General features: G+C 65.3%; 9 protein-coding genes. All 9 read right to left on the minus strand.

What is annotated here, in order from left to right; genetic code table 11:
- Window positions 1-136 precede the first annotated feature (136 nt).
- Window positions 137-2041, minus strand: coding sequence for a M48 family metallopeptidase (locus QD280_RS12240; protein WP_279839434.1), 1905 nt, complete (start codon window positions 2039-2041; stop codon window positions 137-139).
- A 70-nt stretch (window positions 2042-2111) separates the two neighbouring features.
- Window positions 2112-2705, minus strand: coding sequence for a LemA family protein (locus QD280_RS12245; RefSeq protein ID WP_054555402.1), 594 nt, complete (start codon window positions 2703-2705; stop codon window positions 2112-2114).
- A gap of 187 nt (window positions 2706-2892) precedes the next feature.
- Entirely contained in the window at window positions 2893-4515 is a 1623-nt protein-coding gene (locus tag QD280_RS12250) for a bifunctional 2-methylcitrate dehydratase/aconitate hydratase (RefSeq protein ID WP_279839435.1), read from the minus strand.
- A 205-nt stretch (window positions 4516-4720) separates the two neighbouring features.
- Window positions 4721-5989, minus strand: coding sequence for a 2-methylaconitate cis-trans isomerase PrpF (prpF, locus tag QD280_RS12255; protein WP_279839437.1), 1269 nt, complete (start codon window positions 5987-5989; stop codon window positions 4721-4723).
- Window positions 5986-8688, minus strand: a complete 2703-nt coding sequence (gene acnD / locus QD280_RS12260; protein WP_279839555.1) for a Fe/S-dependent 2-methylisocitrate dehydratase AcnD — start codon at window positions 8686-8688, stop codon at window positions 5986-5988. The genes prpF and acnD overlap by 4 nt, the downstream gene beginning before the upstream one ends.
- A gap of 67 nt (window positions 8689-8755) precedes the next feature.
- Window positions 8756-9898: a 2-methylcitrate synthase gene (prpC, locus tag QD280_RS12265; protein ID WP_131431313.1), complete on the minus strand. Its 1143-nt coding sequence runs from the start codon at window positions 9896-9898 to the stop codon at window positions 8756-8758.
- 182 nt (window positions 9899-10080) lie between these two features.
- Complete coding sequence (gene prpB, locus QD280_RS12270; RefSeq protein WP_043333964.1) at window positions 10081-10992, minus strand: methylisocitrate lyase; 912 nt, start codon at window positions 10990-10992, stop codon at window positions 10081-10083.
- Between the two features lie 73 nt (window positions 10993-11065).
- Window positions 11066-11845, minus strand: a complete 780-nt coding sequence (locus QD280_RS12275; RefSeq protein WP_107335487.1) for a GntR family transcriptional regulator — start codon at window positions 11843-11845, stop codon at window positions 11066-11068.
- A gap of 370 nt (window positions 11846-12215) precedes the next feature.
- Window positions 12216-13088: an alpha/beta hydrolase gene (locus tag QD280_RS12280; protein WP_192838531.1), complete on the minus strand. Its 873-nt coding sequence runs from the start codon at window positions 13086-13088 to the stop codon at window positions 12216-12218.
- Window positions 13089-13208 lie beyond the last annotated feature (120 nt).

The following is a 13208-nucleotide window of genomic DNA, read 5'->3' on the forward strand; positions in this document are numbered from 1 at the left end:
GCAAAACAATCACCTGCAAACCTCTTTCACCGCTGGTAACGCCATGCGTCCCCGGCAGCGGATGCGTACTTTACGCAGGAATCGTTTTGATGGCAAGGGCTTTGACGCAGAAAACAGCCACTCGCCTGATCAATACTCAGACCGCCTTGCCGTCCGCGGGCCGAGATACCGGGCGCGCCTGCCAGCCACCACGCGAATGCGACTGTGTCTCAAGCGCCGCTTCCAGGCGCGCCTCCGGCAGCTGCATGACGCGAGCCAGCAGTGTCAGCAGGGCCACCTCTTCATCGGCCAGCGTCTGGTCGGCATGCACCACCTGGGCAAGCGCCGTGAACCAGCGCTGCTTGTCCATCGGACGCAGGTGAGCCAGCTGCGTGAGATGACGGCAGCGCAGCGCAGGGTTATCCCCATCCGGCTGCGACTGTGGGTACGCAAGCGCCAGGCCAAGTTCCGCACTGGCGTCCAGGAAGATGTCCTCGCGCAGCGTTTCATCGTCGATGAGTCCGACCATCAGCATGAGCCAATGCTGACAGGCCGGCTGGCATTGCTGCAGGGCCAGCGAGTCACTCTTGCGATCGATCCGCGGGTCCAGTGACTCCAGCAGCAACTGCCACAGACACCAGATGAACATGTCCTGCGGAGGTGTCTGCGCCTTGAGCATGCGATGCGCGCGCTCATCCGCTTCCCGCCAGCGCGGTATCAACCGGTTGAGCAAGGGGATCCACTCGACCCGCGGCAAGGTCTCGAGCTTGCGCCGCGCCTCGCGCACGCGCTTGCCATCCAGCCAGTCATGTTGACGCTCAAGCTCGGTGAGCCAGACCCCACGCCGGGTGAGCTCCGAGGGCGCGATCATCGCCACCACCAGCTGCGGGCAGAGAAAGCGTGACAGCGTCAGGTTCTCGAGTTCACCTCGGGAACGCGACAGCTCGCCCATGACGGCCGCGCCGGCGATACCCGCCATGACCCCGCCAAGCACTTCGGCCCCGATGGGCCCTTGCTGCTCGAAGGTATGCACCGGTTGCTGGCGCGCGCTCAGATATTGTCTGTCCCAACGGGGGGCCAGGCGCTTGATGCGTTCATCCAGCGGCGGATGCGAGTCGAACCAGCCCGTCAGCCATGGCGGACGCGCTTCAACGAAGAAGAGGTGGTTGTAGGTCATGGCGCGCGGATGCTGGATACGCCCCTGCCAGCCCATGCCACCGATACGCTTGAGGGCCGAGGCGATGCCATCCGGAAAGCGCGTCAGGCGCACCGCACTGGCATCGGCGAGATATTCGCGTGAGCGCGCGACCCCGCGTTGCAACAGCCTGCCGCCCAACCCGCCGAGACTGCCGAGCAACCACAGCGCCACACCGACCAGCATCAGCTGTGGCATGCCGCCTTTCCTGTCGGAACCGGAGGAGCGCGCCCGGCCCAACACGAAGCCGATGCGCCCCGCGCCCATCAGGAAGCGCCCCGCCTCGGAGAGAAACACCAGGCCGTGAACCGCACTCGCCAGACGCAGGTTGAGGCGAATATCGCCATTGGCGATATGGGCGAACTCGTGAGCGACCACGCCCTGCAGCTCGTTGCGATCCAGCTGCTCCAACGCCCCGCGACTCAGCGCGATCACCGCATCATGTGGCCGATAGCCCGCCGCGAAGGCATTGATCATCGCCTCATGCGGCAGCAGGAACAGCTGCGGCGTGGGCAGATTGGCGGCGATCGCCATCTCTTCCACGACATTCAGTGCCCGCCGCTCATTCGAGTCCTGGGTCTCGACATCCACCAGCTTGCCACCCAGGCGTGCGGCCACGACCGCACCGCCCTGCTGCAGACGCCGCAGCTCACGCGCCGCGACCAGTGCATTGCACAGGAAGATGATGCTCGCCACTGGCCAGACATATTCAAACGTCGTGGCGGCCGGACGCCCCAGGAAACTGCTGATCGCGACATGCACCACGGCGCCGGCGGCAAGAGACACCACCAGCGACATGGCCGTGAAGGCCAGCAGCAATAGCCGCGTACGACGCCGCGCACTGTCCTGCTCATGATAGAAATTCATTCGCGCTCGCCATCTACCCAGTCAGGATCACAGCGCCAGACCGCTGCGAGAGAAGCATCGGCCGGTCGACTCACGAGAAGCTGACATCAGGGGCCTGGCGAATCTTCACGCTGTCATCGAAGGCCAGCAGGCCTGCATCACTGCGATGACCGAAGGTCGGCGCGAACACCACCTGCGGGAAGCTCTGCCGATAGACGTTGTAGTCGGTGACGGCATCGTTGTAGGCCTGACGCGCGAAGGCGACGCGGTTCTCGGTGGCGGTCAGCTCTTCCATCAGGTCGCTCATGGTCTGGTCCGCCTTGAGCTCCGGATAGGCCTCGACCACCACATCCAGCTTGCCCAGACTCGCCGCCAGCCCCTGCTCGGCACCGGCCAGACTGGCCAGCTTGTCCATGCTGCCGGGATGCGCCGCGGCGGCATTCAAGGCGGCCATCGCCTTGTTGCGGGCATTGATCACTTCTTCCAGGGTGCCACGTTCATGGCTCAGATAGCCCTTGGCCGTCTCGACCAGATTGGGAATCAGGTCATAGCGCCGCTTGAGCTGTACCTCTATCTGCGCGAAGGCATTCTCGAAGCGCGCCTTGAGGCTGACCAGCTTGTTGTAGATCGAGATCACGTAGATGACGATCAGCGCGATGGCGCCCAGCAGCAGAAATGTTTTCATGATGAGTCCCTTGTGATGATGCCTTTGCAATGAAGGCCCGGCAGGCGTTGTCCCGCTCTCCGGCGAGTCTTTGCAAGCGTCCCTGTCGATCTTCCTGTGCAATCCGCTTCCAGTTTACCCATACCGGATGACGGCACCAGTCAATTGGATGACTGATTGCCAACGGGGCATCATGCGGCCGGCAACCTCACGGCACCCAATGCGCCATGAACTCGTGCACCGGCAGTGCTTCGAGTCGCTCGCGATCACCCAGCAACGCCATCAAGGTGTCGCACCGCGAAGGCGGGAAGCAGGTGGCCAGATTGGCCCGACACTTGTCCTCGAGCGGAACGAGCGACTCTTCACGCCGCCGACGATGTCCCAGCGGGTATTCCACCGTCACCTGCTCAGTGGCACTGCCATCGCAAAAGACCACCCGCAGGGCATTGGCGATCGAGCGCTTGTCGGCTTCCAGATACTCGCGGGTGAAGCGCGCCTCTTCCGTGACGACCATTCTGTCACGCAGCCGGTCGATCTCCGGGTGAGCGGCATGGAAGCCATCTTCATAGTGGTCCGCGTTCAACTCGCCGAAGATCAGCGGCACCGCGACCATGTATTGCAGGCAGTGATCGCGGTCCGCCGCATTGGCGAGCGCACCCTGCTTGGAGATGATGCGGATCGCCGATTCGTGGGTGGTGATCTCGATGCGCTCGATCTCCTCGAGCCGGTCGCGCACCTCGGGATGGAGCTGGACGGCGGCCTCGGCGGCGGTCTGGGCATGGAATTCGGCCGGGAAGGAGACCTTGAAGAGCACGTTCTCCATCACATAGCTGCCCAGGGGGCGCGCCAGTGTAAGACGTCGCTCGTCTTCGGGCTTGAGCGCGAGATCGCTATTGCCGTGACTGAAGGACACATCATTGAAGCCCCACTGCGGCGCGCTGAGAGCACCGGGGACGCCCATCTCGCCACGCAGGGCGATGTCCGCCAGCCGCACGCCGCGTGAAGTAGCGTCCCCCGCCGCCCAGCTCTTGCGCGAGCCCGCATTGGGCGCATGACGATAGGTGCGCAGGCTCTGGCCATCGACGAAGGCGTGCGACAGCGCCGACAGCAACTGCTCGCGATTCGCCCCCATCAAGCGCGCCGTCACGGCGGTGGTCGCGACCTTGACCAGCATGACATGATCGAGCCCGACGCGATTGAAGCTGTTGTCCAGCGCCAGCACACCCTGGATCTCGTGGGCCATCACCATGCTCTCCAGCACATCGCGCATCACCAGGGGCGGCTTGCCCTGTGCGACACGCTGGCGCGAGAGGTGATCCGCCACCGCCAGAATGCCGCCGAGATTGTCCGAGGGATGCCCCCACTCCGCCGCCAGCCAGGTGTCGTTGTAATCCAGCCAGCGGATGGTGCAGCCGATATCCCACGCCGCCTTGACGGGATCGAGACTGAAGGCGGTGCCGGGCACCCGCGCACCATGCGGAACCACGGTCTCGGCCACCAGCGGGCCGAGATGCTTGGTGCATTCCGGGAAGCGCAGCGCCAGGATGCCGCAGCCGAGGGTATCCATCAGACACAGGCGAGCGGTGTCCATCGCCTCCGCCGAGGGGCCTGAGCGCTCGCTCTTGCCGGCCAGGCCATCCGCATCCGTATCCGCATTCGCGATAGGGCTATCGTCGCAATAACTCAGCACATAGTCGGCGATCTGCTGCAGCTCCGGGTCATAGTCCGGGCGCTGGTTGGCGCTGGCCTGATTGGTGCTGGCCTGGTTGGTACCGACCTGAGTGGCGCTGAGACGGCTGTCGCCCGTCTGATCAGAGGATGGCGTGCTCATGTGTGACCTCCTGTCGTGGATCGTCTTTGCTCGCATGCATCTCCCGCTATACCGGCACATCCCCCGAAATACCTGAGTCCGCACCACAGACACGCGAAAGCCGGCCCTCTGCACATGCATGCCAGGCCGGCTTTCATCGGGATGCCGCAGGAGGGATATCAAGAGGGATATATTGACAGTAGACCATCGCCTGCCAATACCGGCGCTAGCGCATCATGGTCTCCGCCGGCACCCGCACCCAGCCTTCCATCAGGATACGCGCGCTGCGACTCATCACGGCTTCACTGACGGTCCACTCGCCCTCGCCTTGCTGGCCGTCACCGTCCTGGCCCGAGGGTGACTGACGATAGGCACTCGCGCCGACCCTGAGCGTGCCGGAGGGATGTCCGAAGCACACCGAGTCACGCGCGGTGCCAGTCTGCCCGGCCCCAGACTGAGCATCGGCCCCGCCAGCGGCGGCAAGATTGACCAGCGTGCCGGGCACCGCAGCCGCCGCGGCGATGGCGACGGCCGCAGTCCCCATCATGGCGTGGTGCAGCTTGCCCATCGATACGGCGCGAATCAGCACGTCGATCTCGTCGGCCTTGATCTCGCGACCACTGGAGACGACGTGATCCACCGGCGGCGCCACGAAGGCGACCTTGGGGGTGTGCTGACGTCTGGCGGCCTCGCCCAGCTCCTGGATCAGCCCCATGCGCAGTGCGCCGTGGGCGCGCAATGTCTCGAGGCGCGCGAGGGCCTCGCCGTCCGCGTTGATCGCTTCCTGCAGCTCGGTGCCCTGATAGCCGAGATCACGGGCAGCGACGAAGATGGTCGGGATGCCAGCATTGATCAGGGTCGCCTGGATCCGCCCGCCCGCGACCACCGATTCCGGCACTTCCAGCGTATCGACCACATTGCCGGTGGGGAACATGCTGCCCTCACCGGCGGCGGGGTCGCGGAAGGCGACCGCCACTTCGGCGGCCGGGAAGGTCACGCCATCGAGGGCGAAGTCGCCGGTTTCCTGGACACGACCATCGCACATCGGCACCCGCGCAATGATGGTCTTGGCGATGTTGGCCTGCCAGATACGCACCTCGGCGATGCCATCACGCGGCAGGCGCTCGGCCGGCACCAGGCCCTTCTCGATGGCGAAGGGCCCGACCGCCGCCGAGAGATTGCCGCAGTTGCCGCTCCAATCGACGAAGGGCGAGTCGATGGAGACCTGACCGAACAGATAGTCGACGTCGTGGTCTGGCTGTTCGCTGCGACTGATGATCACCGTCTTGCTGGTGCTGGAGGTCGCGCCCCCCATGCCGTCGATCTGCTTGGCGTAGGGGTCGGGGCTGCCGATCACGCGCAGCAGCAGGGCATCACGCGCCGGGCCCGACACCTGCGCCGCTTCCGGCAGCTCATCACGCAGGAAGAACACGCCCTTGCTGGTGCCGCCACGCAGATAGGTGGCGGGAATCCTGAGCTGTGCCTGCTGACTCATGCCAATACCTCCGCCGCCGTCTCGCCCGGCGCCTGCGAGCTCAAGAAGTCTTCGGCGAAGCGCTGCAGCACGCCGCCCGCCGAGTAGATGGAGACTTCCTCACGGGTATCGAGACGGCAGGTGACCGGCACGCGCTCGAGCTGGCCTGCCTTGTCGCCGGCGGTGCGCTCGATCACCAGCGTGAGCTCTGCCCCCGGCGCCGGCTCGCCCTCGACGGCGTAGATCTCGCTGCCATCCAGCGCCAGCGTCTTGCGCGTGGTACCGGCGGCGAACTGCAGCGGCATCACGCCCATGCCGACCAGATTGGTGCGGTGGATACGCTCGAAACCTTCCGCGACGATGGCCTCGACGCCCGCCAGCCGCACGCCCTTGGCCGCCCAGTCACGCGACGAGCCCTGGCCGTAATCCGCGCCCGCGATGATGATCAACGGCTGCTTGCGCTGCATGTAGGCCTCGATGGCCTCCCACATGCGCACCACCTTGCCTTCCGGCTCCAGGCGCGTGAGCGAGCCCTGCTTGACCTCGCGCTTGCCGTCCGCCCCTCCCACCACGGCCATCTCGTTGATCAGCTTGGGGTTGGCGAAGGTGGCCCGCTGCGCGGTGAGGTGATCGCCGCGGTGAGTGGCGTAGGAATTGAAGTCCTCCTCCGGCAGGCCCATCGCGGCCAGATACTCGCCCGCCGCACTGCTGGCCATGATGGCATTGGAGGGCGACAGGTGATCGGTGGTGATGTTGTCCCCCAGCACCGCCAGTGCCCGCATGCCCTTGAGCGTCGGTGCGCTGGCCAGACCGCCTTCCCAGTACGGCGGACGACGGATGTAGGTGCTCATCTCGCGCCAGTCGTAGAGCGGGCTGGTCGTGTCGTCGCGATCCTGACGGGCCTCGAACATCGGGATGTAGACCAGACGGAAGTGGTCCGGCTTGACGCTGGAGCCGACGATGGCGTCGATCTCCTCGTCACTCGGCCACAGGTCCTTGAGCATGATCGGCGAGCCATCCGGCGCATGCCCGAGAACATCCTTCTCGATGTCGAAGCGGATGGTGCCGGCGATGGCGTAGGCGACCACCAGCGGCGGCGAGGCCAGGAAGGCCTGCTTGGCGTAGGGGTGGATACGGCCATCGAAGTTGCGGTTGCCGGACAGCACCGCGGTGGAATAGAGATCACGCTCGACGATCTCCTGCTGGATCGCCGGGTCCAGCGCACCGCTCATGCCATTGCAGGTGGTGCAGGCGAAGCCGACGATACCGAAGCCGAGCTGCTCGAGTTCCGGCAGCAGTTCCGCCTCTTCCAGATATAGCTGCACGGCCTTGGAGCCCGGCGCCAGCGAGGTCTTGACCCACGGCTTGCGCGTCAGCCCCAGCGCATTGGCGCGTCTGGCCAGCAGGCCGGCGGCGATGACGTTGCGCGGATTCGAGGTGTTGGTGCAGCTGGTGATGGCGGCGATGATCACCGCGCCATCCGGCATCAGGTCGCGTCCGTCCTCGTCCTGCTCATGCTCGATCACCCCGGAGATGCCGCGTGCGGCCAGTTCACTGGTCGGCACGCGACTGTGAGGGTTGGAGGGGCCCGCCAGGGTGCGCACCACCGAGGACAGGTCGAAGGTCAGCTCGCGCTCATATTCCACCGCGCCTTCGATATGGCCGCTCTCGTCGGCCCACAGGCCGGTCTCACGCGCGTAGCGCTCGACCAGCGCGATGTTCTCCGGCTCACGGCCGGTCAGCGTCAGGTAGTCCAGCGTCTGCTGGTCGATGTAGAACATCGCCGCCGTGGCGCCGTACTCCGGCGTCATGTTGGAGATGGTGGCGCGATCGCCCAGGGTCAGGCTGGCCGCGCCTTCGCCGAAGAATTCCAGATAGGAGGAGACGACCTTCTCGGCGCGCAGGAATTCGGTCAGCGCCAGCACGATGTCGGTGGCGGTGATGCCCGGCTGCGGACGCCCGGTGAGGCGCACGCCGATGATGTCCGGCAGACGCATGTAGGAGGCACGCCCCAGCATCACGCTCTCGGCCTCCAGCCCGCCGACGCCGACGGCGATCACGCCCAGCGCATCGACATGCGGCGTGTGACTGTCGGTGCCCACCAGGGTATCCGGGAAGGCGACCTGATGGCCCTTCTCATCGGCGCGCGACTCGATCACCGGCGACATCCGCTCCAGATTGATCTGGTGCATGATGCCGTTGCCCGGCGGAATCACGTCGATGTTCTCGAAGGCCTGACGCGTCCAGTCGATGAAGTGGAAGCGGTCCTCGTTGCGACGCTCCTCGATGGCGCGGTTCTTGGCGAAGGCGTCCTTGTCGAAGCCGGCGTGCTCCACCGCCAGTGAGTGATCGACGATCAACTGGGTCGGCACCACCGGATTGACCTTGGCCGGGTCTCCGCCGCGCTCGGCGATGGCATCGCGCAGGCCGGCCAGGTCGACCAGCGCGGTCTGACCGAGGATGTCATGGCACACGACGCGCGCGGGATACCAGGGGAAATCGAGATCACGCCGACGCTCGATCAATTGCACGAGGCTGTCACGCAGTTGATCCGGCGGGCAGCGACGCACCAGGTTCTCGGCCAGTACGCGTGAGGTATAGGGCAGACCGGCGTAGGCGCCGGGGGTGATGTCTTCCACGGCGGCACGCGCATCGAAGTAGTCGACCGGGGTACCCGGTGACGCCGTGCCAGGCAGGGGTTTGCGATACTCGGTATTCATGGGCATCCGGACTCATCAGGCGGTCAAGAAAACGATCGGCCAGCACGCTGACTGGCCGAGGCAAGGGTCAGTCGCGCTGCTCGATGGGCAGCCAGTCGCAGTGCTCCGGGCCGGTGTAATCGGCGCTCGGGCGGATGATGCGATTGTTGGCGCGTTGCTCGAAGACATGCGCCGCCCAGCCGGTCAGGCGTGAACAGACGAAGATCGGCGTGAACAACTTGGTGGGAATGCCCATGAAGTGATAGGCACTGGCGTGGAAGAAGTCGGCATTGCAGAACAGCTTCTTCTCGCGCCACATCACGGCTTCGACACGCTCGGAGACGGCGTAGAGCTGAGTATCGCCCACATCCTCGGACAGCTTGCGTGACCACTCCTTGATGATGGCGTTGCGCGGGTCACGTTCACGGTAGATGGCGTGGCCGAAGCCCATGATCTTCTCGCGGCGCTCCAGCATGCCGAGAATCTCGCGCTCGGCTTCCTCCGGTGAGCGCCAGTGCTCGATCATCGCCATCGCCGCCTCGTTGGCACCGCCATGCAGCGGTCCGCGCAGCGAGCCGATGGCCCCGGTCACGCAGGAGTGCAGATCGGAGAGCGTCGAGGCGCAGACACGCGCGGTGAAGGTCGAGGCATTGAACTCATGCTCGGCATAGAGGATCAGCGAGGTATTCATCACCGCGGCATGCAGCTCGCTGGGGGCCTCGCCGTGCAACAGGTGCAGGAAGTGCGCGCCGATGGAGTCGTCATCGGTCTCGGTGTCGATGCGCACGCCATCATGGCTGAAGCGATACCAGTAATTGATGATCGACGGGAACACGGCCAGCATGCGGTCGGCCTGGTCGGACTGCTCATCGAAGCTCTCTTCGGTTTCCAGATTGCCGAGCATCGAGCAGCCGGTGCGCATCACGTCCATCGGATGGGCGCTGGCCGGAATCTGCTCCAGCACCACCTTCAGGGCATCCGGCAGACCACGCAGGCCCTTGAGGCGCGCGATGTAGGTATCCAGCTCCGAACGATTGGGCAGCTTGCCCTTGAGCAGCAGATAGGCGACTTCTTCAAAGCTTGCGTGGGCGGCGAGATCCTCCAGATCGTAGCCGCGATAGCGCAGGCCGGAGCCGGTCTGGCCGACGGTGCACAGGGCGGTCTCGCCGGCACTCTGGCCGCGCAGGCCGCTGGAGGCACTAGGGCTCGGGGTAGCGGTGGTATCTGACATGGCGCGATCTCCTTGGCAGTGACGTCATTGAGTTGTTCTTTTTCTTGTAGGGCATAAAGCGTCAAGCCCCTCGCCGGCCAGGCGTCTGCCAGCGAGGGAGAAACGGTCGGGCCGGAAGTGCCGGCCCGTGAAGCCAGTGGCCTCCTGATGCGAGACATGGCGTCCGTCTCGAGCGTCTGGCATCAATCCTTGCGGCTTTCGGCCTCGAACAGGGTGTCCAGCTTCTGCTCGAAGGTGTGGTAATCGAGGAAGTCGTAGAGCTCCATGCGGGTCTGCATGTCGTCGACCACGTCCTTCTGGTCACCCTTGTCGTGGATGTTCTGGTAGACCTTGAGGGCGGCGGCGTTCATGGCGCGGAAGGCGGACAGCGGATAGAGCACCATCCGGCAGCCGACATCGCCCAGCTCGCGCTGATTGAACAGCGGCGTGGCGCCGAATTCGGTGATGTTGGCCAGAATCGGCGCGTCGACGCCCTCGCAGAAGGCGCGGTAGTCCTCGAGGGTATGCACCGCCTCGGCGAAGATGGCGTCCGCTCCGGCCTCGACACAGGCATTGGCACGCGCCACGGCGGCCTCGAGCCCTTCCTTCTGGAAGGCATCGGTACGCGCGATCAGATAGAAGTCGTCATCACGGCGGGCATCGGCGGCCGCCTTGATGCGGTCGACCATCTCCTGACTGGAGACGATGGCCTTGTTGGGGCGATGTCCGCAGCGTTTCTGGGCGACCTGGTCTTCCAGATGCACGGCCGCCACACCGGCGCGCTCCATCTCCTGGATGGTGCGCGCGATGTTGAAGGCGCCGCCCCAGCCGGTGTCGATGTCCACCAGCAGCGGAAGCTCGCTGGCGGCGGTGATGCGACGCGCATCTTCCAGCACGTCATTCATGCTGGTCATGCCCAGGTCAGGCAGGCCGTAGGAGGCGTTGGCCACGCCGCCACCGGACAGGTAGATCGCCTGATGCCCGACGCGCTCGGCCATGATGGCGGTATAGGCATTGATGGTGCCGACGATGGGCAGCGGACGATTGGCTTCCAGCGCCGCGCGGAAGCGGGCGCCGGGGCTTGGCAAGGCGGTGGAACTCAGATGGCGTGACATGACATCTCCCGGGCTGGGCCCATGACGGGGTTGGAATTGTTGGTGGCGATCCGGTCGCAAGCGGTGTGGCAGTTCACTCCTCGCCCTGCTCTTCCTTGAGCGTGGCGGCATAGCGGCGGGCGACGTTCTCCCGCGAGGCGCTGACGTGGCGCCGCATCAGCAGCTCCGCCAGCTCCTCGTCGCCGGCCTCGATGGCATCGACGATACGGTGGTGCTCGACGAAGGCCTTCTGCGGACGCGAGCCACTGGCGCTGAACTGGGTGCGATACATGCGCACCAGGTAGTAGAGGTCGTCGCAGAGAATCGTCATCAGCATGTGGTTATGGCTGCCGAGGACGATCTGATAGTGGAAGTCGAGATCGCCTTCCTTCTGGAAGTAGGCGGTGCCGGTCTTGAGGTCCGACTGCTGCTCGTGGGTCTTGAGCACGCTGCGCAGCCGCGTGACCTCCTCCTGCGTCATGTGCCGCGCCGCCAGACGCGCGGCCATGCTCTCCAGCGCCTCACGTACGTCGAACAGCTCCAGCAGCTCGGTCATCGAGAGCTTGACCACCCGCGCGCCGACGTGGGGCACGCGCTCGATCAAGCGATGGACCTCGAGACGACGCATCGCCTCACGCAGCGGGCCGCGCGAGATGCCATAGGCCTGCGCCAGCCCCGGCTCGGTGATCTTGCTGCCCGGTGCCAGCTCGCCGCGCACGATGGCGTCCTGCAGCTGGTGGAAGACGCGCTCGGCCAGGGTGCGCACCTCAGGCGCCGGAGCACTGGCGGAGGCGGTGTGGCCTGCCTGCTCGGCAGTGGCGCCGCGCGCGAGGCTTCGAGCGGTGGTGGCATTGTGAAAGGCATCGGTGGTCATGGCGGTCAGGCAATCCGGCTGGACAAGGGGCTGAGACAGGACAATGGCGATGAGGGACTTTCAGCACCATTGTCGACAATCATTCAATGACTGCCAGACTAGCCAGCGAGCCTGAGTGGGTCAAGATGCAATCCGCCAAATCCTCTACACCTTTGGCGTAAGAGAGCTGGCATGCGCTGGATAAACGGCTGCCAGAACAAGGACGAATCGCCTGAGACGCCGCCATGCCGCCCTTCCCGCGTCGCCAGGCCAGAGGCACTCCAGCCGGTAACGGCCGAGACGAAAGACGCCCCGCCAGCACAGGCTGACGGGGCGTCTTGAGTCTCAATGCCAGACCGCTCATCGGCCAGCTTGTCGACAATCACGTGTTTTATACGAAGCTGAGCTCCGCGCCGATGCGGCGGGGTTTCTGGAAAGGCAGCGAGTGATCGGTGCCGGGAATTTCCAGCGACTGCCAGCCCGCATGACGCTCGGCCAGCAGGCTGTGATAGTCGCGCAGGGTCTGCGGGCTCTTGCCGCCGACCAGGCTGCGCACCTCGCTGCCTGAGGCCAGCACGTCGGCCAGCAGTGCCTCACGGTCGATCTCGCGCACGGCATGCGTGACACAGTCCAGCGCATTGGCGAAGCCCAGATGGCGATGCGCCAGTCGCGCCACCATCATGCGCTCGGCGCGCGGGTTGCGCGTACGATGCGGCGAGATGAGGTCGAGGAAGGCGGTGATGCCCGCCTCGGGGCTCGAGGCTTCGCGCATGGCGCGCGCCGCCTCGGCGTAGCCGTCACGCACCTTGAGCATGGTGGCGTGGCATTCGCGCTCCAGCAGCGCCGGCTCCAGCAGACTGATGTCGCCGACCTTCACCTCCGGGCGCTCGGCGCGCAGACGCTGGACGAGACGCATGGCGACCAGCCCGCCGAAGCTGTAGCCGATCAGGTCGAAATGCGTGATGCGCTGCGTCTCGATCAACGCCATCACATCCTCGACCACCTGCTCGAGAGTGAAAGGAGGCTCGCCACCCTGCGGCGCCAGCGTCTGCCCCATGCCACGCAGGTCCGGGATGATCAGCTCATCATGGGCCGTGAGATGCCCGACCAGCGGTGCCCAGGTCAGCGTGCCGGCCACACCCGCGCCGTGCAGCATCAGCAGTCGACGCCCGCCCTGGGCGTCATGCCGCTTGAGACGCTGCCAGAAGATGTTCTGATCGGGACGTGACAGCAGATGTTGGCCATGTTCGAACTCGGGATGCATGCAGGGCTCCGGTGGGGTGCCAGGGGCTGGGCAAGAGACTGGGCAAGAAGGCTGGGCGAACGTCAGCACGTGCGTCAGGGCAGTCATCGATGACGGCGCAGGGCGTTCAGAGGCAGGCAC

It is taken from the genome of Cobetia sp. 1AS1 (assembly GCF_029846435.1).
In the GTDB taxonomy this organism is placed as follows: Bacteria; Pseudomonadota; Gammaproteobacteria; order Pseudomonadales; family Halomonadaceae; genus Cobetia; species Cobetia amphilecti.